Annotated in this window: 23 protein-coding genes; 6 read left to right on the top strand and 17 right to left on the bottom strand. The window is 74.9% G+C overall.

Annotation, left to right across the window (positions count from 1 at the left end; genetic code table 11):
- Positions 1 to 15: 15 nt before the first annotated feature.
- From AB0H57_RS22655 to AB0H57_RS22630, 6 genes are all read right to left on the bottom strand, one after another.
- A complete protein-coding gene (locus AB0H57_RS22655) occupies positions 16 to 414 on the bottom strand; it encodes a TraR/DksA C4-type zinc finger protein (RefSeq protein WP_357509470.1) in 399 nt (132 codons plus the stop codon).
- 215 nt (positions 415 to 629) lie between these two features.
- Positions 630 to 1,256, bottom strand: coding sequence for a uridine kinase (locus tag AB0H57_RS22650; RefSeq protein ID WP_357509468.1), 627 nt, complete (start codon positions 1,254 to 1,256; stop codon positions 630 to 632).
- Positions 1,257 to 1,279: 23 nt separating this feature from the next.
- Positions 1,280 to 1,885, bottom strand: a complete 606-nt coding sequence (locus AB0H57_RS22645) for a winged helix-turn-helix domain-containing protein (RefSeq protein WP_357509466.1) — start codon at positions 1,883 to 1,885, stop codon at positions 1,280 to 1,282.
- 226 nt (positions 1,886 to 2,111) lie between these two features.
- A complete protein-coding gene (locus AB0H57_RS22640) occupies positions 2,112 to 2,708 on the bottom strand; it encodes a winged helix-turn-helix domain-containing protein (RefSeq protein WP_357509464.1) in 597 nt (198 codons plus the stop codon).
- Between the two features lie 44 nt (positions 2,709 to 2,752).
- Positions 2,753 to 3,256, bottom strand: a complete 504-nt coding sequence (locus AB0H57_RS22635; protein ID WP_357509462.1) for a rhodanese-like domain-containing protein — start codon at positions 3,254 to 3,256, stop codon at positions 2,753 to 2,755.
- A 46-nt stretch (positions 3,257 to 3,302) separates the two neighbouring features.
- On the bottom strand, positions 3,303 to 3,749 hold the full coding sequence (locus AB0H57_RS22630) for a cysteine dioxygenase family protein (RefSeq protein WP_357509460.1): 447 nt from the start codon (positions 3,747 to 3,749) through the stop codon (positions 3,303 to 3,305).
- Positions 3,750 to 4,037: 288 nt separating this feature from the next.
- On the opposite strand from AB0H57_RS22630, the gene AB0H57_RS22625 reads away from it, so the two are divergent.
- On the top strand, positions 4,038 to 5,015 hold the full coding sequence (locus AB0H57_RS22625; RefSeq protein ID WP_357509458.1) for a DUF3500 domain-containing protein: 978 nt from the start codon (positions 4,038 to 4,040) through the stop codon (positions 5,013 to 5,015).
- On the opposite strand, the gene AB0H57_RS22620 is transcribed toward AB0H57_RS22625, so the two are convergent.
- From AB0H57_RS22620 to AB0H57_RS22595, 6 genes are all read right to left on the bottom strand, one after another.
- Positions 4,993 to 5,751 carry a class I SAM-dependent methyltransferase gene (locus AB0H57_RS22620; RefSeq protein WP_357509456.1) on the bottom strand — a complete coding sequence of 253 codons (759 nt, stop codon included), beginning with the start codon at positions 5,749 to 5,751 and terminating at the stop codon, positions 4,993 to 4,995. The genes AB0H57_RS22625 and AB0H57_RS22620 overlap by 23 nt on opposite strands.
- A 113-nt stretch (positions 5,752 to 5,864) precedes the next feature.
- The gene (locus tag AB0H57_RS22615; protein WP_357509454.1) at positions 5,865 to 6,401 is read right to left on the bottom strand and encodes a DUF2231 domain-containing protein; all 537 of its coding nucleotides are present in this window, start codon (positions 6,399 to 6,401) and stop codon (positions 5,865 to 5,867) included.
- Positions 6,402 to 6,477: 76 nt separating this feature from the next.
- Complete coding sequence (locus AB0H57_RS22610) at positions 6,478 to 7,218, bottom strand: GAF and ANTAR domain-containing protein (protein ID WP_357509452.1); 741 nt, start codon at positions 7,216 to 7,218, stop codon at positions 6,478 to 6,480.
- Between the two features lie 204 nt (positions 7,219 to 7,422).
- Positions 7,423 to 9,714 carry an accessory Sec system translocase SecA2 gene (secA2, locus tag AB0H57_RS22605; RefSeq protein WP_357509450.1) on the bottom strand — a complete coding sequence of 764 codons (2,292 nt, stop codon included), beginning with the start codon at positions 9,712 to 9,714 and terminating at the stop codon, positions 7,423 to 7,425.
- A gap of 110 nt (positions 9,715 to 9,824) precedes the next feature.
- A complete protein-coding gene (locus AB0H57_RS22600; protein ID WP_357509448.1) occupies positions 9,825 to 10,913 on the bottom strand; it encodes a zinc-binding dehydrogenase in 1,089 nt (362 codons plus the stop codon).
- Entirely contained in the window at positions 10,906 to 11,913 is a 1,008-nt protein-coding gene (locus AB0H57_RS22595; protein WP_357509446.1) for a Gfo/Idh/MocA family oxidoreductase, read from the bottom strand. Before AB0H57_RS22595 ends, AB0H57_RS22600 begins: the two co-directional genes overlap by 8 nt.
- A gap of 251 nt (positions 11,914 to 12,164) precedes the next feature.
- Here AB0H57_RS22595 and AB0H57_RS22590 point away from each other — a divergent pair, with 251 nt between their 5' ends.
- The 5 genes from AB0H57_RS22590 (at position 12,165) to ctaD (ending at position 17,881) form a co-directional block, all read left to right on the top strand.
- Entirely contained in the window at positions 12,165 to 13,148 is a 984-nt protein-coding gene (locus AB0H57_RS22590; protein ID WP_357509520.1) for a glucosyl-3-phosphoglycerate synthase, read from the top strand.
- Positions 13,149 to 13,263: 115 nt separating this feature from the next.
- Positions 13,264 to 14,421: a glycosyltransferase gene (locus AB0H57_RS22585; protein WP_357509444.1), complete on the top strand. Its 1,158-nt coding sequence runs from the start codon at positions 13,264 to 13,266 to the stop codon at positions 14,419 to 14,421.
- 99 nt (positions 14,422 to 14,520) lie between these two features.
- Positions 14,521 to 14,985, top strand: a complete 465-nt coding sequence (locus AB0H57_RS22580; protein WP_357509442.1) for a DUF4383 domain-containing protein — start codon at positions 14,521 to 14,523, stop codon at positions 14,983 to 14,985.
- A gap of 75 nt (positions 14,986 to 15,060) precedes the next feature.
- Entirely contained in the window at positions 15,061 to 15,789 is a 729-nt protein-coding gene (locus AB0H57_RS22575; RefSeq protein WP_357509440.1) for an STAS domain-containing protein, read from the top strand.
- 88 nt (positions 15,790 to 15,877) lie between these two features.
- Positions 15,878 to 17,881, top strand: coding sequence for a cytochrome c oxidase subunit I (gene ctaD, locus AB0H57_RS22570; RefSeq protein ID WP_357509438.1), 2,004 nt, complete (start codon positions 15,878 to 15,880; stop codon positions 17,879 to 17,881).
- Positions 17,882 to 18,031: 150 nt separating this feature from the next.
- Here ctaD and AB0H57_RS22565 read toward each other — a convergent pair whose 3' ends face one another.
- The 5 genes from AB0H57_RS22565 to AB0H57_RS22545 all read right to left on the bottom strand — a co-directional run bounded on the left by AB0H57_RS22565 (position 18,032) and on the right by AB0H57_RS22545 (position 24,142).
- Positions 18,032 to 18,295: a hypothetical protein gene (locus tag AB0H57_RS22565; protein ID WP_357509436.1), complete on the bottom strand. Its 264-nt coding sequence runs from the start codon at positions 18,293 to 18,295 to the stop codon at positions 18,032 to 18,034.
- Between the two features lie 26 nt (positions 18,296 to 18,321).
- The gene (locus AB0H57_RS22560; RefSeq protein WP_357509434.1) at positions 18,322 to 19,461 is read right to left on the bottom strand and encodes a SigB/SigF/SigG family RNA polymerase sigma factor; all 1,140 of its coding nucleotides are present in this window, start codon (positions 19,459 to 19,461) and stop codon (positions 18,322 to 18,324) included.
- A 258-nt stretch (positions 19,462 to 19,719) separates the two neighbouring features.
- Positions 19,720 to 21,132, bottom strand: coding sequence for a hypothetical protein (locus tag AB0H57_RS22555; protein ID WP_357509433.1), 1,413 nt, complete (start codon positions 21,130 to 21,132; stop codon positions 19,720 to 19,722).
- A gap of 126 nt (positions 21,133 to 21,258) precedes the next feature.
- Positions 21,259 to 23,022: a thiamine pyrophosphate-binding protein gene (locus tag AB0H57_RS22550; protein WP_357509431.1), complete on the bottom strand. Its 1,764-nt coding sequence runs from the start codon at positions 23,020 to 23,022 to the stop codon at positions 21,259 to 21,261.
- Positions 23,015 to 24,142, bottom strand: a complete 1,128-nt coding sequence (locus tag AB0H57_RS22545; RefSeq protein ID WP_357509429.1) for a Vms1/Ankzf1 family peptidyl-tRNA hydrolase — start codon at positions 24,140 to 24,142, stop codon at positions 23,015 to 23,017. The genes AB0H57_RS22550 and AB0H57_RS22545 overlap by 8 nt, the downstream gene beginning before the upstream one ends.
- Positions 24,143 to 24,225: the final 83 nt, after the last annotated feature.

The raw sequence follows: 24,225 nt of genomic DNA, 5'->3' as shown, positions 1-24,225 counted from the left end.
GACCGGCAACCCGGCTCAGGCGGCCCGGCGCTCCCGGGTCTGCTTGCACCCCACGCAGGAGGTCGCCGACGGGAAGATCTCCAGCCGCTCGACCGGGATCGGCGCGGCGCAGCCCTCGCAGAAGCCGTAGGTGCCCTCGTCGAGCCGGGCCAGCGCGTGCTCGAACTGGGCCCGCCGGTCGAGGATGGTGCGCAGCAGGGACTGCGCGGTGTCCCGCTCGGCGGTCTTCGTGCCGCTGTCGGCCTGGTCGTCGCCGGCGGTGTCGGCGACCTCGACCAGCCGCAGCACCTGACTCTGCAGCACGGCCTGCTCGTACTCGGCGGACAGCTCGTCGTAGCGCGACCGCAGCGCGAGCCGGATCTGGTCGTTCTCCGCCTGCGAACGGGCGGTGGTCTGCGTCTCCTGCACGAGCATCGCTGCCTGCCTCTCGTCGTACCCGGTACAACCGGGGCGCCGAGCCCCGGTCCCGTCCGTCCGGTGCGCGCGGTTGGTGATCACCCGCGCTCTGTGAGCCGGGCGATTACCCGGGTCGTGGTGAACTCAAACCGGCGATTTTCCGGCCGGTCCGGCCCGGCGCGTCCGGTTTCCGCGCCGGGCGGGGCCGAGGAGGGCCACCCCGGCCGGGTCGATCAGCCTTCCACCAGGGCGGGATGCCGGGGATCGTCGGCGCGGACCACCACGTCGGCGAACGAGGCCGGGTCCACCTCGTCGGCGTACCGGGTGAAGGCGGGCAGCGTCCAGCGCTGCTCCGGGTCGGTGCGCCGGGCCAGCGCGGCCGGGGAGAGCACCAGGTGGACCGTGACGTCGAAGGGCAGCCCGCCGCCGAGCAGCAGCGCGCCGCTGACCAGCACCACTCCCCCGGGCGGCAGGTCGACGTAGCCGGCCCGGCTGGACCGGTCGGCGACCGGGTCCCACAGCGACGGGAGCAGCCGGCCCGAGCCGTCCGGCCCGGCCGGGTCGAGCACCTCCCGGCGCAGCCCGGTCTCGTCGGTCCAGCCCGCGTAGTAGGCGTCCGGGTTGGTGCGGCCGTGCTCGAGCCGGGTCGAGGCGGGGCGCAGGAAGTCCGCGGCCCGGACGTGCAGCACCGGGCGGCCCGCGGCCCGCAGCGGCTCGACCAGCGCGGCGGCGAGGTCGTCCGGCCCGGCGGCGGGCGCGCCGTCGACGGCCACCCGGAGCCGGCCGGGCGGGGTGGCCCGGCTCAGCAGCTCGGTCAGCTCGGCGACGAGGCGGTCCGGCGAGATGGGACGGATGCGCATCGGACCATCCTGCCCCCGCCCGGTCAGCCGCTGCGGTCGATGGTCACCCGGGCGTCGTCGGCGAGCCGGTAGCCCACCCCGTACACGGTGGTGACCAGGGGGACGTCCACCCCGACCTTGCCGCGCAGCCGGCGGACGTGCACGTCGACGGTGCGCACCCCGGCGTGCTCGTAGCCCCACACGGCGTTGAGCAGCTGGAGCCGGGTGAACACCCGGCGGGGATGGGCGACCAGGTGCAACAGCAGGTCGAACTCCAGCCGGGTCAGCGGCAACGGCTCGCCGTCGCGCAGCACGGACCGGGAGGAGGCGAGGATGTGCAGCGCCGGCACGGTGGCCGCGCGCGGGCGGGCCGGGGTACGCCCCGGCGGGGAGCCCTCCGGGCGGCGCTCGGCCGGCACGCTCGCGGTGATCGTGCCCTCGCCCCGTTCCAGCAGCTCCCGGGCGGCCTCCAGCAGCCGCCGGGCGGGCGGGGTGAGCGACTCCTCGGCGGCCAGTGGGATGGACAGGGTGACGGTGAGCACCGGCGTCGGGGTGCTGGCCGGTCGGCGCTGGCCACCGGGAGGACGGCCGGGGACCGCGGGCTGGGACGGATGCCATCCGGCGCGCGACGAGGCGGGGCTGACCGACATGGTCCTCCTTGGCTGGTCCGGGTGTCTCCCCACGGCCCGGGACGCCGCTGCCTCGATGCTTCCCGGGGCCCCCGGCGAGGGTCAAGGGGCGGCCGCGTTGCATGAATGTGACAATTGACGAACACATCGGAGCCGTCCGCTCGCTCTCCGTACGAGCCTGATGATTACAGCAGAACCGCCCGGATGGTTCGATACGGGGGTACCCCAGACGTGCCCACCAGCCGGTTCAGCGGTCCGGGTCGACCATCACCCGGGCGTCGTCGGCGAGCCGGTAGCCCACCCCGTACACGGTGGTGACGAGGGGGTGGTCCACGCCGAGCTTGGCCCGCAGCCGGCGGACGTGCACGTCGACGGTGCGCGCCACCGCGTGCTCGTACCCCCAGACGTTGCTGAGCAACTGGAGTCGGGTGAAGACGCGGCGCGGATGCTCGGCGAGGAAGCGCAGCAGGTCGAACTCGATCCGGGTCAGCCGGATCTCCCGGTCGTCGAGGCGGACCACCCGGGTGCCGGCGAGGATCCGTACCGTCGCGGCGTCCGCCGGCTCCGTCCGCTCCACCGGGTCCGGCACAACGCGCGGCCCCGGCGGGCGGCCGTCGCCCCACCGGCGGCCCGCACCCGGCCGGGGCGGTGTCAGCTCGTGGCGCAGCACGCCCTCGCCGGTGGCGGCCAGCTCGTCGAGCAGGTCGACCAGGCGGGCCAGCCCCGGGGTCAGGGCGCCGCCGAGGTCGAGGGTGATGGTGAGGGTGGGCGCGGGACGCGGGCCCGCCGCCGGGTCGGGGCGGCCCGGCGGGTGCGGGCGGGGCGAGAGGGCGACGACGGTCATGCGGGCCTCCTGACGGTGGCGCCGCCACGCGGATGACGCGGCGGTCAGTGCGCCGCCCGGCCGGCGGTCACCGGCGGCGCGACGGGCGAGGGATGGTACGGCGGGGTGGGGCCGAGGGCGGGCAGGCCGGCGATCCGCCAGGCGGCGAAGCCGCCGACCACGTCGGTGGCCCGCCGCAGCCCGATCTCCTGGAGGGCGGCCGCCGCCAGGGACGAGGTGTAGCCCTCCTGGCAGAGGACCAGCACCGGCAGGTCGTAGTCGACGGCGATCGGCAGCCGGGCCGGGCAGCGCGGGTCGAGCCGCCACTCCAGGACGTTGCGCTCGATCGCCAGCGCGCCGGGCACGGTGCCGTGCGCGGCCCGCTGGCCGACCGGCCGGATGTCGACCAGCAGCGCACCGCGCCGGTACGCCAGATGGGCCTGCTCGGGGTCGAGCCGGCGCAGCCGGGCCCGGGCGTCGGCGAGGATCTCGTCGATCCCCCGCGACCCGGGCGGCGGCACGGGACAGCCGTCGGCGCCGGTCGGCGTCGCGGTCGGGGTCACGCTCATCGGAGCGTCCTTCCGGGTTCGGGGCGGGCGGGGCCGCCGGGGCGGGTCACCACGCCACGCCCGCCTCGGCCACCTCGGCGGCCAGCAGCCGGCCGGCGACGAGCCGGTAGCGGGTCATCCGGGCCAGGGCCGGGGTGTAGACGTGCACGCTGACGGCGGGCCGGTCGCCCCGGTTGGTGACCCGGTGCACGTGCCGGGCGCCGAACCGGCGCGTGGCGCCGGCGGCGAGCCGGTGCGGGCGCAGCCGGTGGCCGCTGACCGTCTCCTCGGTGAGCTTCCCGGCCACCACCAGGAAGGCGCCGGCCGATCCGCCGTGGTCGTGCAGGTCGGTGCCCTGGCCGGGCAGCCAGCTCAGCGCCCACACCTCGTGGCCGGGGCCGGCGGCCAGGCGGGCGTACCACCGCTGGGCCGGGTCGAAGCGCAGCGGCACCGGCCAGGCGGCGGGGTCGGCGTACCCGGTGGCGACGGTGAGCAGATCGGGCTGGTGGGTCATCGCGGAGTCCTCGCGGGCGGATTGACGTGGTCGACCCACTATAGAAGGCAAATCCTATAGGTTTAGTAGGCCATATCGGATGGTGGGACAGCCCGCCGGTGCCGGTCACCGGGCGCGGCCGGCAGGTCATGACCGAAGGCACCGAGCGCAGCGAGGCCGTGGGGCATGGGCTACGACATCAGGTTCGTAGCTTGCCCACCGACCGCCTCGAGGGCGTGCGGTAGGAGGCGATGCGCGAAGGCAGCTCCTGCCAGCGGGGGGAGATCCCGCCCGAGGTATACAGGGGCGGTGGAGGATCCCGTACCCGAGCAGATGCGCGCCGCCGCGACCGCGCTGCTGACGACGCTCGACGAGGCGGCCCGGCGGCGCGCCCGGCACGACTTCGACGACGACGCGGCCCGCCGCTGGCTGGAGTACCGACCGCGCCCCCGCCCGGGCGCCTGCCTGGCCGACCTGGACGTCGCCGGCCGCAAGGCCGTCCACCGGCTGCTCGCCACGGCGCTGAGCCCGGCCGGGTACGCCCAGGCGCTGGCGATCGTCGGGCTGGAGGAGGTGCTGGACCGGGCCGAGGGCTGGCGGCGCGGACGGCACAGCGGCGACTACTGGGTGGCCGTCTTCGGCGACCCGGGCCGCGACGACCGGTGGGCCTGGCGGGTCGAGGGTCACCACCTGTCCGTCAGCATGACCGTGGTGGCCGACCAGGTCTCCCCCGCGCCGATCTTCTTCGGCGCGAACCCCGCCACCGTCCGGCACGCCGGCCGCCCGGTCTCCCGCCCGCTCGGGCCGGAGGAAGACCTGGCGCGGGAGCTGCTGGAGGCGATCGGTCCGGTGGGCCGGGCGGCGGCGATCGTCGCCGACGAGGCCCCCACCGACATCATCAGCGCCACCCGGCCGGCCGCGCCGGGCCGGCTGGAGCCGCTCGGCGTGCCCCGCGACCGGCTGGGCCCCGGCGGCCGGGCGCTGCTGGACCAGCTGGTCGCGCTCTACCTGGACCGGCTGCCGCCGGAGCTGGCCGCCCGGGAGGCGGGCCGGCTGGACGGCCGCGAGCTGCACTTCGCCTGGGCCGGCCCGACCCGGCCCGGGCAGCGGCACTACTACCGGGTGCAGGGCGACGACCTGCTGATCGAGTACGACAACACCACCGACGACGGCAACCACGCGCACACCGTGCTGCGCCGCCCGGCCAGCGACTTCGGCGCCGACGTGCTCGCCGACCACCACGCCACCGCCCACTCCGGCGAGGTCAGGGGCGGCGGGCCTCGATGAGGAACCGCTGGGCGTGGGCCACGAACGGCCCCTCGGCCCGGATCCGGTCGTGCAGCCGGCGCAGCGCCTCCCGGTACGCCCCGACGGTGAAGCCGGGCACCGTCCAGATCACCTTGCGCAGGAACCAGACCACCGCGCCGACGTCGTGGAACTCCGCCCGCAGCTTCGCCGTACGCAGGTCGACCACCGTGAGGCCGGCGGCCCGGGCGGCGGCGACCGCCTGCTCCGGGTGGCGGGTCGCCGGGGGCGGCAGCGGGCCCATGATCGCCTCGCTCAGCTCGCGCATGGTGCCGGGGCCGATCTGCTGGGAGAGGTAGCTGCCGCCGGGGGCGAGCACCCGGGCCACCTCGGGCCACACCGTGTCCACCGGGTGCCGGCTGACCACCAGGTCGAAGGCCGCGTTCCGGAACGGCAGCGACGCCCCGCCGTCGGCCCGGACGACTGTCGCGCCGACCCGGCGCAGCGTACGGCGGGCCACGGCGACGTTCGGCGGCCAGGCCTCGGTGGCGACCAGCAAGGTCGGCGCCGCCGGCACCCCGGCGAGCACCTCTCCCCCGCCGGTGTCAATGTCCAGCGCGGCGCCGGCGGAGGCCATCCGGGCGCCGACGAGGCGGGCGTAGCCCCAGGGTGGCCGCTCCTCGCTGGCCCGCCCGGCCAGCCAGGAGAAATCCCAGCCGTCCACCGGCTCGGCGGCGGCCTCGGCGAGCAGCGTGTCGAAGGTGCGCTGATCGGTCACGCCCGGCAGCCTGCCCGCCCGACCGCGCCGCCGGCAACGCGATTTTCCGCGGGACGGACGGCTCAGGCCGACGGCCGACCGGGCGGCTCAACGCCGCCAGCCGAGCGGGTGGCTCAGGCCGACGGCGGGCGGGCGGCCCGGCGACGGGCCCCGGCGGCCCAGGCCGGCCGGCGGATGATCTCGGCAGTCGGGCCGGTGAGGTCGCGCAGCGCCCCGATGCTCGGCTCCCGCCGGTCGAACTGGCGCATCAGCCGGGCGCCCAGCGCCACGCCGACGCCGCCCACCGCCAGGGCGAGCAGTTCGACGCCGAGCAGGACGCCCGACGCGCCCCGCTGCGGCGAGTCGGCGCGGATCAGGCAGGAGATCAGGAACAGCCCGGCCATCGCCGTGTTCACCAGGTTGAAGGTGACCGCGGTGCGACGGGTCCGGCCGGCCCGCACGTCCCACAGGTCGATCATCCCGGCGACCGCGGCCAGCGCGGCGGCGACCAGCGCGGCGATCGTGGTCCAGTAACCCACCTCGCCCAGGAAGTCCGGCCCGCCGGCCACGTCGGCGAGGTCGAAGAGCGTGGCGCAGGCGAAGAGCCCGTACGGGAACGTCACCAGCATCGGTTGGATGGGGTGCCCCTGCACCCGCAGTCGGCTCTCCATCGGTTGCCTCCCTGGTCCACACGGTTCACCAGTCCAGGGTGCTACCCGGGCGCCACCGGGGCGAAACGATCTCGGCTCAGCCCTCCCGGGACCGGGACACCGTGCGCACCAGCCGCTCGGCCACCTCGCCCAGCGGGATGTCCAACGAGGAGGCGGCGCTGCGCAACACCGCCAGGGCCTCGGGCGCCGGGCAGCCCCGCTGCGTCATGATCACTCCGATCGCCTGCCCGACCACGCCCTCACCCAGCAGCGACGAGTCCCGCTCGCCGGCCTCGGCGGCCTGCCGCGCCCGGTCCCGGACGGCGGCCAGCAGCAGCCCCGCGTGCTCGGCGAGCAGCATCGCGGTGAGCTGGAGGCGGGGCGCCAACGCGGCGGTGCTGTCGGCGTAAAGGTTGATGGCGCCGATCACCTGCTCGTCCACGTCGACCGGCGCGGAGATCACCCCGCGGACGCCGAGTGCCCGCGCCCGCGCCGTCCAGGCCGGCCAGCGCTCCTCGGCGGTCAGGTCCTCCGAGCTGGTCATCTCGCGGCGACGGATCGCGGTCATCACCGGCGTGTCCGGCCCGTGGCGCAGGTCGTCCAGCTCGGCCAGCCGGTCGTCGGAGGCGGCCACCCCGGCCGGCTCACCGGCCCGCAGCGCGGTGAACCCGCACCAGGTCGCCCCGGGGACGGCGTCCCGGACGATCCGGACCAGCTCGGCCAGCGCCCGGTCGAAGTCGTCGACCGCGATCAGCCTCGCGGTCAGCTCCCGCAGCAGGGCGGCCGTCTCCAGCACGCCCAGGGTGTCGTTCATCGGGTCCCGCGTGTCCAGGTTCACCGGCCCCCGGCCCCCGCGTACCGCCCGCCGCCTGCCACTGGCGCCGTTGCCTGTGTCATCGTCTCGAACCCTCTCCCGACTCAGTCTCGAACCCTCTCCCGACTCATGAGCCCCGGGCTACTACCCTCGCAAACCAGGATCGAAACCGCGCAAAGGGGGTTCCTCCCGGCGCAGTTCGGGCGCCGGAAGGAACCCCGGGGTACGTCAGCGGGCGGCGCTGAGCCGGCGCCCCACGGAGGCGATCAGCCGGTCCAGCTCCGAGCCGAACGGGTTGTCGTGCACCAGGTACGTCCAGGTGGCGCTGGGCCGGACCAGCTTCGACGCGTCCGGCTCCCACCCCTCGTCGAACTCGGTCTCCTCGAAGGTGGCGATGGTCCGGGTCTCGATCTCGGGGACCAGCGCGGTGAACGCGGGCACCGCCGCCCGGTGGAACTCGTCCAGCGGGTCCAGCCGGCCCAGCGCCCGCAGGTGCACGCCCTCGCGCACCTCGGACAGCTCGGCCAGGTGCTCGGCCCAGAGCCGGTCCAGGTGGTAGAGGGCGATCTTGCGGGCCACGTCGGCGAGCAGGTCCTCGTCCATCTCGCCGGCCTTCTCCGGCACCCGCTCCAGCAGCATCACCCCGGCCACGTCGCTGGTCAGCAGCCGCTCCCGGCGCTCGGCCAGCGCCTTGCGCTGCTGCTCGATGACGACGCTGTAGCGCCAGGTGTTGCGGTGGATCTCGTGGTTGACGCCCTCGGCGACCCGCTGGGCGTGCTCGACCGCGTAGTCCACCTGCGGGTCGGTGACCAGGCCGTCGGCGTTCATCCGGGGCGACGGCGGGACGGTGTCGCCGGCGTGCCGGACGACCAGGTCGTCCTCCAGGCTGACGAAGAAGACCGACCCGCCCGGGTCACCCTGCCGGCCGGCCCGGCCGCGCAGCTGGTCGTCGACCCGGCGGCTGTCGTGCCGGCCGCTGCCGATCACGTAGAGGCCGCCGAGCTCGGCCACCCGCTCCCGGTCGGCCTGGTCGCTGCCGCCGAGGCGGATGTCGACGCCGCGGCCGGCCATCTGGGTGGAGACGGTGACCGCGGCGTACGCGCCGGCCTCGGCGATGATCGCCGCCTCCTCGTCGTCGTTCTTGGCGTTGAGGACCACGCAGGGCACCCCGGCCGTGTGCAGCCCGGCGGCCAGGCCCTCGGACTCCTTGACGTCCAGCGTGCCGACCAGCACCGGACGGCCGCGCTCGTGGTTGCGCCGGATCTCGTCGATCAGCGCCTCCTCCTTCTCGGCCCGGGTGGCGTAGATCCGGTCCGACTCGTCCTCCCGGACGCACGGGGTGTTCGGCGGGATCACCGCCACCTCGAGGCCGAAGAACTCGCGGAGCTGGTCGCCGACCAGCACGGCGGTCGCGGTCATCCCGCACACCGTCGGGTAGAGCCCGATGAACGCCTGCACGGCGATGGTGCCGAGCACCTCGCCCTCGGCGGTGGCGTCCAGCCCCTCCTTGGCCTCCACGGCGGCCTGCAGGCCGTCCGGCCAGCGCCGGCGCTGGGCCACCCGGCCCCGCATCTCGTCGATCAGCTCGACCGAGTCGTCCCGGACGATGTAGTCCACGTCCCGGTGCAGCAGGGCGTGCGCGTGCAGCGCCACGTTGACCGCGGAGAGCTGGCCCACGTGCTCGGCATCGTAGAGGTCGATCCCGCCGAGCTTCGCCTCGACCGCGGCCAGGCCGTCGCTGGTGAAGGCCACGCTGCGGCCGTCCTCGGCGGCGGTGTAGTGCTTGCCCTTGCGCAGGCCGCGGACCAGGGCGGCGGCGGTGTGCACCGGGTCCTGCTCGCCAGCGACCGCGCCGGCCAGGACCATCGGCACCCGGGCCTCGTCGATCAGGATCGAGTCGGCCTCGTCGACGATGGCCGTGCGCAGCGGCGGCTGCACCCGGTCGGCGAGGTCGGTGACCAGCTGGCCGCGCAGGTAGTCGAAGCCGGCCTCGCTGACCGAGATGTAGGTGACGTCGCAGGCGTAGGCGGCCGTGCGCTCCTCGGGGGTGGAGGTCTCGTTGACCCAGCCGACGGTGAGCCCGAGCAGGGTGTAGACCGGCTCCATCCACTGGGCGTCGCGGCGGGCCAGGTAGTCGTTGACGGTGAGCACGTGCACCGGCCCGTTGCCCATCCGCACGTGGCCGTACGCGGCGATGGCGGCGGTGAGCGTCTTGCCCTCACCGGTGGCCATCTCGGCGACCTTGCCGGACAGCAGCGCCATCGCGCCCAGCAGCTGGACGTCGTACGGGCGCTGGTCGAGCCCGCGACGGGCCGCCTCCCGGCCGATGGCGCAGAGCTCCTGGTAGCCCTCGGCGGAGCCGGCGGCCTCGGTCAGCTCGGCGTCGGAGAGCTTCTCCAGCTCCTCCTCGCGCGCGGCGATCCGCGGCAGCAGCTTCTCCAGCGGGGCCAGGTCGACCGTCGTCCCCGGGCGCTGGAGGAACCGCCGGAACCTGGTCTTCATCCGTTGCGACACACCCATGAGCGGCAACGGTACGCGAACCGAGCCGGATTTCGTGGTCCGGCCGTCCCGGGTCGGCCGAGTTGTCCCGGCGAACCGCCGTTCGCGCAGGTCGGGCGCCCCGACCACGGTCAGCCCGTGAAGATCACCTGGAGCTCGGACCGGCGGCGCTCGGCCAGGTCGGTCAGCACCCTCGGGGCCTCGGCGAGCGGCTCCACCGCGGTCACCAGGTGCTTGCGGATCTGGTCGCCGTACTGGCGCAGCAGTTCGATCGTCTCGGCGGAGAGCCGCTCCCGGTCCCAGACCGGGGCGAGCCCGCGCGGCACCCGGCCGATCTGCGCGCAGCGCAACGACAGCCCGTTGTGGTGGAACTCCTCCCCGAACCGGACGTCGTCCGCGCCGGCCTGGTAGAAGGCCAGGTCGATCACCGTGCCCTGGGGGCGCAGCAGGCGCAGCGCCAGGTGCAGCGCCCAGGCCTGGCCGCGGCACTGGAACACCACGTCGGCGCCGCGGTCGCCGGCGGCGTGGTTCCACCGGGTCTTCAGCACCACCGCCGGGTCGTCGGCGTCCGGGTCGAGGGTCTCCAGGCCGAGCGCCTCGGCGACCGCCCGCCGCTGCGGCGTCGGGTCCAGCACCACCACCGAGGCGGCGCCGTGCCGCTTGGCGAACAGGGCGGTGAGCAGGGCGACCACGCCGCTGCCGACGACGGCGACCCGCCGGCCCCGCACCCCGTCGCCCAGCGACCGGACGTCGGTGCCGCAGAGGTCGGCGGCGGCGTGCAGCACGCCGTTGGCGCAGATCGGCCCCATGTGCGCGACGTAGACGCCGAGCATCGGGTCCAGGTCCTCCGGCAGCGGCACGAAGCGTTCGGCGAGCGGGTCGGTGACGTAACCGCTGCGGTGGCCGTAGGTCATCGCGCCGACGGTGCCGACCGCGATGGCCGGGGTGCGGCTCTCCACCACCCGGCCCACCTGCATGTAGCCGAGCCGGGTGACCGGGTACGGGGTGCTCGCCTCCCCCGGCTGGAAGAGCCCGAGGGCCGGGTTCCAGGTCACGTTGAGGTAGGGGTTGGTGCCCTTGACGAAGCTGAGCTCGGTGCCGGCGGAGACCCCGCTGAACAGCGTCTCCACCCGGAAGCCGCCCTCGGGCAGCTCGGGGACGTCCTGCTCGACCAGCTCGACCCGGCCCGGGCCGCTGACCGCCACCACCCGGTCACGCATCGACGGTCACCCCGGTGGGTGCCAGCGCGGCCGGGCCGGTGGGCAGGGCGACCGGGCGGCCGGTACGCGCGCTGTCCGCGACGGCGAGAGCGAGCCGCTGGGTACGCAGCGCCTCGGCGTACGGGACGCGGACGTCGTCGCCGACCCCGCGGACGGCGTCCACGAAGGCCCGGTCGACGGCCACCCGGGCGCCGTCCGGGTCGGCGGGCAGGTGCCGCTCGCCGTCGGCGTCCCGGACGGTCAGGCCGTCCTCGGCCAGCGACAGCGCCAGCCCGTCGGCGAGGATCTCCAACCCGGCGCGGTGCTTCCAGGTCAGCACGCAGGCAGCGGCCAGGGTGCCCACCCCGCCGCCGGCGAACCGCAGCGCCGCCGCGGTCACCGAGTCGATGTCCGCCCCGGCCACCGGCGGCGGGGAGCCGTCGCCGTACGCGGTCACCTCGACCACCTCGCCGGCCAGCACGCGGACCAGGTCCAGCACGTGCGCGGCCTGCTCGACCACCGGGCCGCCGGACCGGTCCCGGACCGCCCACCAGGCCACCGGCGGCACCTTGTCCAGCCAGGCGCCGTTGACCATCCGCACCGGGCGGTCGGCCAGCAGCTCCCGGGCCTGCTGCACCACGTGCAGGTAACGCCAGTGGTGCCCGACGGCGGTGAGCAGCCCCCGCTGCTCGACCAGGGCGCCGATCCGCTCCGCGGTGTCCAGGTCGACCGCGACCGGCTTCTCCACGAACATCGGGACGCCGGCGGCGATCACCGCCTCCTCGACCGGGCCGTGCGCGAACGGCGGCACGCACACGTACACCGCGTCGAGCCCGGCCGCGAGCAGCTCGTCCACGTCGACGAAGGATCGGCCGCCGTGGTCGGCGGCCAGCGCCTCGGCCGCATCCCGGGCCACGTCGGTCACCCCGACCAGTTCGACGTCGGTGAACTGGCTCAACACCCGGGCGTGGCGTTGCGCCACCCCGCCGGCCCCCACCAGTCCCACCCGGCATGTGCGCATCAGACCCGACCTCTCCGCCACGGTTTCATGTTCCGCGGCAAGCTCTCCCCGGGCCGGCGGCGCGCCAAACCCGCAGCGGGCGCGCAATCAGACGTTCATTTCCCGGGAACCGGTACGGGTGATCTTCGTGATCAGGCTGTTAGCGATGATCCGGTTAGCGCGCGGTCGCGATTGGGAAATCAATCCCCGCGTTTCCGCCACAATCTGGGGGTGTGCCTGTGCGGGAAACAGAATCGACCGTCTCACCGGTGGTGGAGGCGTGGGCGACGTACCGGACGACCTCGGCCGCCGAGTGGCCGGCGCGGGCGCTGGTCCGGGCCAAGGGCGACACCAGGGTCAGCGTGGTGCTGCCGGCGCGCAACGAGGAGGCGACGGTCGGCGCCATCGTGTCCACCATCCGGGAGCACCTGGTGGACCGGGTACCACTGGTCGACGAGCTGATCGTCGTCGACTCCCGCTCCACCGACCGTACCGCGCAGGTGGCCCGGTCCGCCGGCGCCGAGGTGGTCAGCCAGGACGCGATGACCCGCGGCCTGCCCCAGCTGACCGGCAAGGGTGACGCGCTCTGGGCGGGGCTGGCCGCCGCCGAGGGCGACGTCGTCGCGTTCGTCGACGCCGACCTGCGCGAGTTCCGGCCGCACTTCGTCACCGGCCTGCTCGGCCCCCTGCTGACCGATCCCTCGGTCGACTTCGTCAAGGGCTTCTATCACCGGCCGCTGGTGGGGCCGTCCAGCTTGGAGGCCGACGGCGGCGGCCGGGTGACCGAGTTGATGGCCCGGCCGTTGCTCAACCTCTTCTGGCCGGAACTGGCCGGATTCGTGCAACCCCTGGCCGGCGAGTACGCCGCCCGTCGTGACGTACTGGCCCGGGTGCCGTTCGTCTCCGGCTACGGCGTGGAGACGGCCATGCTGATCGACCTGTTGGAGCTGGTCGGGCTGGACGCCCTGGCCCAGGTGGACCTCGGCGAGCGCAAGCACCGCCACCAGGACACCGCGGCGCTGGGCCGGATGTCCGCGCAGATCCTGCACACCGTGTGGGCGCGGCTGCAACGTCGCGGCTGGGCCAGCCCGGGCAGTTCCCCCGCGCCGCTGCTGACCCAGTTCCGCCGCGGCGGGTCGGAGGCACTGCCCAACCTGGAGCGGGAGATCGTGGTGAGCGACGTCTCCGTGCAGGAGCGGCCACCGCTGGCGCAGCTGCGCCACCGGGTGCCCCGCCGCCCGTTGGCGGCGGCGTGAGGGTCCGGTCCGGCGGGCCGGCCGCAGCACCCAGCGACACCCGGCCGCACCGGCCGTTCGGTGGCGGAGCGCGTACGCCCGCGGGCGCCCGCGCCGAGGGAAGGAACCCCGCACGATGAGTCTCACGGTCCTGATGAACGCCGGCCCCTGGCTCTCCGTGCCACCGCCGGGCTACGGCGGCATCGAGAACGTCGTCGCGACTCTGGTGCCGGAGCTGCGCCGCCTCGGGATCCGGGTGGTGCTGGCGTCGGTGGAGTCGAGCACCCTGCCGGTCGACGAGAAGATCTCGGTCTTCCCGGACGGCCAGTTCCACGCCCTGCAACGGCCGTACAACCAGGTCTGCGGCGTCGCCCAGGCGCACCTGGGCGGGGTGGCCCGTGCCTGGCACGCCCGGGACGACATCGACCTGGTGCACGACCACGTGGAGGCGGTCGGGCTGGCCACCCTGGCCGCGATGGGTCCGTCCGGCCCGCCGGTGCTGCACACCCTGCACTGGGACCTGGCCAAGCACCCCGAGCTGTACGGCAACCTCGACGGCGCCGACCGGGTACGGGTCAACGGCGTCTCCGCGTCGCAACTGGCCCGCGCCCCGCAGGCGCTGCGCGACCACTCGGTCGGGCACGTGCACCTGTCCACCCCGCTCGCGGTGGGAGCCGATCGCCGACCGCAGGTGGCCAAGGGCGACCACACGATCATTCTGGGCCGGATCAACCCGGGCAAGGGGCAGGACCTGGGCGCCCGGCTGGCCCAACAGGTCGGCTTCCCGCTGGTGCTGGCCGGGCCGGTCGGGCCGTACCACCGGCCGGAGGAGCTGGCCGCGGCGGGCGACGACGCACGGCAGAACCCCGACGTCCGGTTCTTCCACGACCACGTCGCCCCACACCTCGACGGCGACCTGGTCCGCTGGGTCGGCACGGTCGCCGGCCAGGAGCGCGACGACCTGCTGGCCTCCGCGCGCGCGTCGCTCTTCCCGCTGCGCTGGGAGGAGCCGGGCGGCACCGCCGTGGTCGAGTCCCTGGCCCTGGGTACGCCGGTGGTCGCCACCACCCGCGGCTGCCTGCCGGAGCTGATCGAGCACGGCCGGACGGGCCTGCTCACCACCGACGAGGAGGAGCTGGGCGAGCTGGTGCTGGCCGCCGGCCTGCTGGATCCGGCCGAGTGCCGGCGGGAGGCCGCGGCCCGGTTCACCCCGGCCATGATGGCCGAGAAGTACGTCGGGCTGTACGAGCAGGTCCGCCGGCTCGCCTCCGCCCGCCAGCTTCAGCACGCCTGACCGGCGCCGGCCCGGACCCGGTCCCCGTGGCCGGGTCCGTGCGGGTTTGTCCCGTCCCGCGCCGGGAATGCACCGGTTCCGCTACGGGAGGAGCGCACGGTGAGTGGAGCGATGGCACACGCCCGGGCGCGCCGGGGCCCGGCCGACGGGCACCCACCCGTACGCCGGGCCGCCGCCACCGTGGGCGTGGTCTTCCTGGTCATCGGCGTGCTGGGCTTCGTGCCGGGCATCACCACGCACTTCGGCGACCTGCACGTCACCGGGCACGCCTCCGGCGCCGAACTGTTCGGGGTCTTCCAGGTCTCGGTGCTGCACAACCTCGTACACCTGGGGTTCGGGGTCGCCGGCCTGGCGATGTCCCGGGCGGTGCCCGGCGCCCGCGCGTTCCTGGTCGGCGGCGGGGCGGTCTATCTGGTGCTCTGGCTCTACGGATTGGTGGTGGACCGGTCCAGCGGCGCCAACTTCATCCCGGTCAACTCCGCCGACAACTGGCTGCATCTGCTGCTGGGCCTCGGCATGATCGGTCTCGGCGTGGTCACCGTGCGTGGCGAGCGTCACCGCTGACCGGTGCCGCTCCGGTTTCGTGCCCCCGTGCGCCGGGTAGTTCGGAGGCCCCCACGCGACGGAATCGAGGACCGCATGCCCAGCCGGATCAGGTGCCTGGTCGACGACGAGGGACCGGTCACCGTCGTCCGGATCTCCGGCGGGCTGGACACCGGGACCATCCGGCCGGTGCATGGGGTGCTGGACCGCTGCCTGACCGAGCAGCCGGACGCGCTGGTGGTCGACCTCTCCGCCGTACGGGTGGAGGATCCGCTCGCGCTGTCGGTCTTCGCGGCCGCGGCCCGGCAGGCCGCCAGCTGGCCCGGGGTGCCCATGGTGCTCTGCGCGCCGTCGCCGGACGCGGCGGCCTGGCTGGCCGAGTCGGCCGTGTGCCGCGTGGTGCCGGTGCGCCCCGACCGCGCCGCGGCGGCCCAGGCCGCGGCCGTCGCCGCGGCGCCCCGGCTGCGGGCCCGGCTGGATCCGGTGGCGGGTGCCTGCCGGCGGGCCCGGGAACTGGTCAGCGACGCCTGCGCCCGGTGGAATCTGCCCGGGGCGGTCGGCCCCGCCTCGGTGGTGCTCACCGAACTGGTCGGCAACGTGGTCCGGCACGCCGGCACGCCGATGCGGGTGACGATGACCCTGCGCCGGCCGTACCTGCACCTGGCGGTCCACGACGGCAGCCGGGAGGCGGCCCGCTGCCGCAGCGCGGGTCGGCTGGCGGAGGGGGGCCGTGGGCTGCTGCTGGTACGGGAACTCACCCGGGGGTGGGGCAGCTCCCCCGCGGCCGACGGCAAGGTCGTTTGGGCGATGCTACCGGCGAACTGACCGAATTTTCCGCTCTCGCCTGGTTTCATAGGTGACGGGGCCGGGCAGCCACGCCCGTCCTTTCCGCCGTCACGACGGGGTGAGAGTCATGCCCGAACGGGTAGGCACGGAGCCGGCACGCGACCGGGGGCCGGCCGTCCTGGCGCCGGCCCGGTTCGGCGGCTACCCGGGCCCGGTGCGGCCGGCGCTACCGGGCAACAAGCTCGTCCGGCTGCTCGGCAGCACCGACGCCAAGCAGATCGGCCTGCTCTATCTCTACACGTCGTTCGTGTTCTTCCTGATCGGCGGCGTGCTGGCGCTGCTGCTGCGGGCCGAACTGGCCCGTCCGGGGATGCAGTTCCTCTCCCCCGAGCAGTACAACCAGGCGTTCACCATGCACGGCACGATCATGCTGCTGCTCTTCGCCACCCCGTTGGTGTTCGCCTTCGGCAACTACATCGTCCCGCTCCAGATCGGCGCGCCGGACGTGTCGTTCCCGCGGCTGAACGCCTTCGCGTACTGGCTCTACCTGTTCGGCGGGTCGATCGTGCTGGGCGGCTTCTTCACCCCCGGCGGCGCCGCCGACTTCGGCTGGTTCGCGTACACGCCGCTGAGCAACGCCCAGCACAGCCCCGGGGTCGGCGGAAACCTGTGGATCATGGGTCTGGTCATCTCCGGTCTGGGCACCATCCTCGGCGCGGTCAACATGATCACCACGATCCTGACCCTGCGCGCCCCCGGCATGACCATGTTCCGGATGCCCATCTTCACCTGGAACCTGCTGCTCACCAGCCTGCTGGTGATCCTGGTCTTCCCGCTGCTGGCCGCCGCGCTGCTCGCGCTCGGCGCGGACCGCCTGCTCGGCGCCCACGTGTACGACCCGACGACCGGCGGGCCGATGCTCTGGCAGCACCTGTTCTGGTTCTTCGGCCATCCCGAGGTGTACATCGTGGCGCTGCCGTTCTTCGGCATCATCACCGAGGTCATCCCGGTCTTCTCCCGGAAGCCGATCTTCGGCTACACCGGCCTGGTGCTGGCCACCGTCGCGATCACCGTCCTGTCGATGAGCGTGTGGGCGCACCACATGTTCGGCACCGGCCAGGTGCTGCTGCCGTTCTTCAGCTTCCTCAGCTATCTGATCGCGGTGCCCACCGGGGTGAAGTTCTTCAACTGGATCGGCACCATGTGGAAGGGTCAGCTCACCTTCGAGACACCGATGCTGTTCGCCGTGGGCTTCCTGGTGACCTTCCTGCTCGGCGGCCTCACCGGCGTGCTGCTGGCCAGCCCGCCGGCGGACTTCCAGGTCACCGACTCGTACTTCGTGGTGGCGCACTTCCACTACGTGCTCTTCGGCACCATCGTGTTCGCCGCCTTCGCCGGGGTCTACTTCTGGTTTCCCAAGATGACCGGCCGGCTGCTCGACGAACGGCTCGGCAAGGCGCACTTCTGGACCATGTTCGTGGGTTTCCACATGACCTTCCTGGTGCAGCACTGGCTCGGCGCCGAGGGCATGCCCCGCCGGTACGCCGACTACCTGCCGGGGGACGGCTTCACCGGGCTGAACGAGATCTCCACAATCGGCTCGTTCATCCTCGGCGTCTCCACCCTGTTCTTCATGTACAACGTCTGGAAGTCCTGGCGGTACGGCGCCGCGGTCACCGTCCACGACCCCTGGGGCTTCGGCAACTCTCTGGAGTGGACGACCACCTGCCCGCCGCCGCTGCGCAACTTCGACCAGATGCCCCGGATCCGCTCCGAGCGGCCGGCCTTCGACGCCAAGTACGGCTCGCTCGTCTCCGACCTCGGTCGTGACCTGCCCCAGCGCACCACCCGGCCGCCGCAGGAGTTCAGCGAGGAACTGCACCGCGAGCCGCATCCCCTGGAGTCCCCGGCCGCGGAGGGCGCGCACGGCGCCGCGGAGGCGGTGGCCTACCACCCGGCGCCCGAGTCGGGCGCCCGGCCGGTGGATGTGCCCGAGCCGGAGGAGATCCGCCGGCCCAGCTTCGAGCAGACCGACGAGCCCGAAGTGGGCGCGCTCGGCGCGGAACGCGCCCCGCAGGAGAACGAGCGGTGGCGCCACCCGCACAGCAAGGGCGACCCCCCGGAGCACTGAACCGGCCGCCGCGCCCGCCCCGCCGGCCGCAGGTCGCCACCGGGCGGTCGTGCACCGCGCCGGCCGGCTCGGACCGGGTCTCCCCGGTCGGCCCGGCGGTGGCCGGGGAGACCCGGTCCGGCACGCTACCAACTTGATGTCGTAGACGAATCAACGCGGCCCGGGGCGCGCCGGCGTCACCGTCGTGAGCAGCGGGAAGTGTTCGTCCATGCCGGACGATGATTCGTTTGTGACGTCAAGTTCGTAGCGTGCGAAGGACTCATCGGCAGCCCGCTGGTGCCGCGCCGGCCGCGCCGCGCGCCACGCCGGCCACCGGCCACGCCGGCCGACCGGCGTCAGCGACACGAGCCGGCACCACCGGACCAGACCGATCACCACCGTCCAGGCCGGCACCACTAAACCAGCCAGCACCACCGGTCCAGGCCGGCACCGGCGAAGCGTCAGGCGTCGGCGGTGGCGGAGAGGCCGGCCGCGGTGAGCGAGCGGCGGACCCCGGGCTGCACCCGGGTCAGCCGCAGCGGCACCCCGGTGCGGGCGGCGGCGTCCCGGCCGGCCATCAGGGCGGCGATCCCGCCCGCGTCGAAACCACCGGCGCCCACCAGGTCCACCACCACCTCGCGGGGCTGGCCGGTGACCGCCTCCAGCATGGCCTTGCGCAGCTGGTCGGCACCGTCGCGGTCGATCTCGCCGCCCACCTCGACCACCACCCGGTCGCCGTTCTGCCGTACGGAGATCTTCGACTTCGCCGGCTCGGACTCGGCCCCGCCGTTCTGCCAGGGTGGCGGCGCGTCGGCGAGCATCGCCTGGCGCAGCCAGGTCAGCGCCCGGGACAGCAGCCGCGAGACGTGCATCTGGGAGATGCCGAAGCGGGCGGCGATCTCGGCCTGGGTCTGGTTGCCGTAGAAGCGCATGGCGAGGATCCGCCGCTCTCGCCAGGGCAGCCGGTGCAGCAGCCCGCTGACGGTGACCCGGTCGTCCACCGACTCCAGCGCGTTGTCGGACTCGCCGACCAGGTCGCCGAACTCGGCGGAGCTCTCCCCACCGACCGGCGCGTTGAGCGAGGCCGGGCTGTAGCCGGCCGCCGATTCCAGCGCCGCCAGGATCTCCTCCTCCGGGGTCTCCAACCGCTCGGCCAGCTCGGCCACGGTGGGCGCCCGGGACAACTCGCTGGTCAGCGCCGCGGTGGCTTGACCCACCTCGAGGATCAGGTCGCGCAGCCGGCGCGGCACGTGCACCCCCCAGGTCCGGTCCCGGAAGTGCCGTTTGATCTCGCCCACAATGGTGATCGCGGCGTATGCGGTGAACGAGCCGCGTTCCGGGTCGTACCGGTCGACGGCGTTCACCAGGCCGAGCCGGGCGACCTGTTCCAGGTCCTCCAGCGGTTCGCCCCGCCCCCGGTAGCGGCGGGCCAGCCGGCCGGCGAAGGGCAGCGCGAACCGGACCAGATCGTCGCGCGCCTCCTGCCGCCGCTCCGGCGGCAGTCCCGCGATGCGGGCCGCGTACGCCAGCGCCGCCGCGTCCAGGTCCTCCAGGCCGCGTTCGCTTGCCGGCGGGGTCGTCGTGCTGGTCTGTCCGTACATCCGCGCCTCCCTCGGGAAGGTCCCCGCCCGGATCGGGAAACCGGTCCTGCGCGTGGTCGACCCACGCACCGGGACGGAAGTGGGGTTACGTGACTGGATGCCTGCGAGCGGGCGACCGCACGCCACACGGCGTGATAAGGCCGTCGCAGCGAGCGGTGTTCCCGCTCCGTAGGTACTCAATCACGCGACCCCGGGTTCGCGAGGATGTTTCGGCTGCTCGGGTCCGCGCCGGTCGGGTGACCGGGCGGATCTGGCCGGTCAGCGCACCAGCAGGCCGTGCGCGTCACCGGCGTCCCGCAACGCCCGCAACGCGTCGGCCACCGGCAGCGGCGGCGGCACCGGCAGGTCGTACGGCTGGTTGCGCAGCACCTCGGTGGCCCGGCTGGTGGGCACGGAGGCGACCGGGTAGCCGCGGGCCGAACCCCGGTCCAGCGCGCGGCGCCGGCGGCCGAACGCGGCCACCGCCAGCCACTGCGGCAGCCCGGCCAGGGCCGGCGAGCGGACCCCGGGCGGCTCCGGGAGTACGTCCACCGAGCTGAACGGCTCGCTGCCGGCGAGCCACCACTCCACCCCCTCCACCCGGCGCCGGGTCGCGTTCTCGCACCAGTACGGCACCAGCCCCGCCCGGACCACCTGCCACGGATCGAGCAGCCGGCCGCACTCCACCACCAACCGGTCGCCGGTCTTGCCGCAGCGGCGCAGCCAGCCGCGGTACAGGTCGGCGGTGGCCGCGCTGAGCGCCTCCGGCTGCGGGACCAGCACCCGGTGCAGCGGGTGGCCGCGCCGGCCGGCCCAGACCGCCACGCTGTCGGCGAACCCGCCGTCCACACCCGCCTCGGCGTGCTCCCGGGGCGCGCTGACCTCCGGCGGCGCCCAGTGGGCCCGCGCCCCGCCGGCCGCCCGGAGCACCTGGCGCAGGGCGGGCGAGTCGGGATGGAAGTCCACCGGCTCCAGGCCGCTGGCCGGCGAGCCGACCTGGAAGCTGTGCCCGGCCCCCTCGTCGCGCACCGGCCAGGTACGCGCGTCGCGCAGCAGCAGCACCGCGGCCCCCGGGTCCAGCCGGTCGGCGAGGAACCGCCGGTACGCCGTCGGCAGCGTCCGCCAGCGCACTGCCAGCGACACGATGGCCCCGGCGAGCGGTCCTCGGCTGGCCGGGCAGTGCACCTGGCGTACGTGCACGTCCGGGTTGCCGGCCAGCAGGCGGGCGGCGAGGGCGGCGCCGTGGTCGAGGGCGGCCGCCGGCCGGTCCACCGCCCCGCCGGTCCAGTGCACCGTCAGCTCGAACGAGGCGGGCAGCCACGGCATGTCCAGCGCCACGGCCAGGTGGGCGGCGGCGCCGTGCGGCGAGCCGATCAGCACCCCCGGGTAGCGGCGCCGCGGGTACTGGTCGGCCAGCCAGTCCGCGACCCGGGCGGCGTCCACCTCCGCCGCCTGCCCGACAGTGAGCGCGGCCCGGGTGACGGCTCGGGCGGCGGCGGCCCGGCGTACCGGGTCGGGCGCGCCCGGAAAGCGGGAGACCGCCCCGGGGCCACCCAGGTCGGCGCAGTCGGCGCCGCGCAGGGCCCGGGCCGCCGCGGCCACCAGCACCCGCGCGGTGCTGCCCACGGCGACGACCCGGTCGCCGGCCAGTCCGGCGCCCGCCGCCACGACGTCCCGGTGCGCCTTGGGCACCGGCCCCACCCTGCCTCGTTCGCTCACCACGCGGCCGGGCTTCCCGCCCCGAACAGGTCTAAACGGGCATCTGCCGTCGGTCGGGAGCAATCGCTTCGCGGCGGCGGATGACACCGACCGGGGACGTCAGCGGATGTCCTCGGCCTCCACGGCCATCGCGGTCTCCAGCACCCGGTCGCGGACCCGGCGCGCGGCGTCGCCGGCGGCGAAGACGCCGCGCAGGTCCGCGAAGGCCGGCTCCGGCGGGGCCAGCGGCACCCGGGCGTCCACCACCGCCTCCAGCACGCTGGGCCGGTCGGCGGCGAGCACCTCGTCCCACGCCGGCCCGACCAGGTCCGGGCGGTCCACCCGGACGCCGTGCAACCCCAACAGTCGGGCCCAACCCGCGTACGGGACGTCGGGCCGGCGGTCGGCCGTGGTGGCGGGGTACGTCCGGCCGCCGCCCACCCCGGACTGGTCCCGGTTGTTGAGCACCAGCACCACCAGCCGCGGGTCGGCCCACTCCGGCCAGTGGTGCGCCACCGTGATCAGTTCCGCCAGCCCGTTGAGCTGCATGGCCCCGTCCCCGAGCAGCGCGAGCACCGGCTGGTCCGGGCGGGCCAGCTTGGCCGCCACCGCGTACGGCAGGGCGCAGCCGGTCGAGCCGAGCGTGCCGCAGAGCTGCGCGTTGACCCCCGGCGGCAGCGTCAGGTGCCGGGCGTACCAGTAGAGCACCGAGCCGACGTCCACGGCGACGGCGCCGGTGCGCGGCGCCCGGGCCGACAGTTCGCGCAGCACCAGTTGCGGGTTCACCGGCTCGGCGGGCGCTTCGGCCCGCTCGGCGGCCTCGGCGCGCCACCGGTCCACCGCCGCCTCGACGGTCCCCCGCCACTGCGGGTTGCGCCGTTCCGGCACCCGGGTCAGCAGCGCCCGCAGCGTCTCGGCGGCGTCGCCCACCAGCGCCACGTCCACCGGGTAGTGGCTGCCGATCCGCCGCCCGTCGATGTCGATCTGCACCGTCCGGGTCTGGCCCGGCAGCGGCAGGTACTCCGTCCACGGCTCGGTGGTGCCCACCATCAGCAAGGTGTCGCAGCCGCCCATCAGCTGGGCGCTGGCGGCGGTGCCGACCTCGCCGAGCACCCCGGTGTGGAACGGCAGCCGCTCGTCGAGCACCGGCTTGCCGAGCAGCGACGTGGCCACCCCGGCGCCCAGCCGGTCGGCCAGCGCGACGATCTCCGTACCCGCGTCCCGCCCGCCCTGGCCGACCAGGATCGCCAGCCGGCTGCCGGTGGTGAGCAGCGCGGCGGCGGCGTCCAGGTCGGCGTCGTGCGGCAGCACCCGGGCCAGCGGGGCGCCCGGGGTGGCCGTCACCAGCCGCCCACTTTGCGGGTACCGTTCGCGCACCGGCGCGACCTGCAGCGCGCGGGGCAGCACCACGCAGGTCGGGCTGCGGGTCGCCGCGGCGGTCTGGAACGCCTGGTCCAGCAGCGGCGCCGCCTGCTCGGGCGCCCGCGCGTAGCGGACGAACTGGTTGCACACGTCGCCGAAGAGCCGGCTCAGCCCGATCTCCTGGTGCGCGTTGCCGAGCGGCCCGGACACGTCCTCGCCGATGATCGCCACCACCGGCTTGCTGTCCAGCTTCGCGTCGTAGAGGCCGTTGAGCAGGTGCACCGCGCTCGGGCCCTGGGTGGCCAGGCAGACGCCGATGCCGCCGGTGAACTTGGCGTGCCCGGCGGCCATGAAGGCGGCGGTCTCCTCGTGCCGGGCCGGCACGAACGCCGGGTCGCCGCCGGCGTGGTCGAGGGCCTCGACCAGCGGGGCGATCGCCGACCCGGGGCAGCCGAAGGCGCGGGGCACCCCCCAGGCGCGCAACCGTTCCACCACCAGGTCGACGACGGTCCGCTCAGCCATGGACGAACCGCCCGGGGGTGCCGACGTCGACGTAGCGCAGCACGGCGCCCACCCCGTCGGTGAGGTCCGGGGCCTCGTCCGGGCCCAGCACGGTCAGCTCGGCGTCCGTGCCGACCAGCGCCCGGACCAGGGCGGCGTCGGCGCGTACCTGCCGCCGCTCGGTGGCCGCCGCGCCGGCGAGCCGGCGCGGGTCGGTGGCGATGTCGGTCGGCGCCGGGCCGATCCACAGCTGCCCGTCCGCGGACGGGTCGTCGACGAGCAGCATCGTGTCGACCTGGTTGCGTTGCAGGGCGTCGACCACCGCGTCGAGCCCGGCGCCGACGTCCTCCTGCATGCCGAAGCGGTCCAGCACCTCGGTGATCCGCTGCTCGGCGACCTCGGCGATGGTCTGCACGGTCAGGTCGTCCATGGCCGCCGGATCGGCGCCCCCGGTACGCGAGCCGGCGTCGGTGCGGACCACCACGTCCCGCCACCGCTCCGGCAGCTGGGCGGCGACCATGCCGGTGGCCCGGATGTCGCCGGCCAGCACCACCACGTCGGCGCCGACCCGCTCGGCCAGGTCGGCGGTGGCCGCCGCCACGTCGCCGGCGTTGTGGTGCCACGCCTCCATCGCCGCCCGCTGGTAGCGGGACTGGGACCAGCCGCCGGGGTTGACCTGGCGCAGCTGGTGGCTCTCCCGCCCCTTGACGTGGGCGCGGCGCGGGATACCACCGGCGCTGACCGCCACCGCGTCCGCGCCGGTGCGGTCGGCCAGCACCCGCACCCAGGAAACCTGTTCGCCGCGCTGGGCGAGCAGGGGCATGGTGTGCGGCAGCGGGGAGACCGCGGCCAGGTCGCGCAGCGGCGGGGCGGAGAGGTACTCGGAGATCACCAGCCGGCCGTGGCTGGCGAAGGCCGCCAGGCCGTAGTCGCCGGGCAGCGGGTCGTGGCCGCGTACCACCCGGTCCAGCGCGGCGATGGTGGGCTCGTCGGCGCCTTGGGCGGCGAGTTGCTCGCTCAAGGCCCGCCAGCGCAGGTCCAGCGCCGGGCGCGCGTCCTGGGTGTCCCGGGAGGCGTCCAGGTAGACCGAGCACCACGGCCCAGGACGGTCGTAGAGCGGGCGCAGGAAGGACAGCTGCATGCTCGACCCCTTTCCGGCTCGGCCCCCCGCATACCCGCGCCGCTCGGCTTGTCACCTGGTGGTCCGCGCCGTGTGACCACGAT

The organism is Micromonospora sp. NPDC050686, from assembly GCF_040654475.1.
GTDB lineage: Bacteria > Actinomycetota > Actinomycetes > Mycobacteriales > Micromonosporaceae > Micromonospora.
This window is presented reverse-complemented; position numbering and strand designations above follow the sequence as displayed.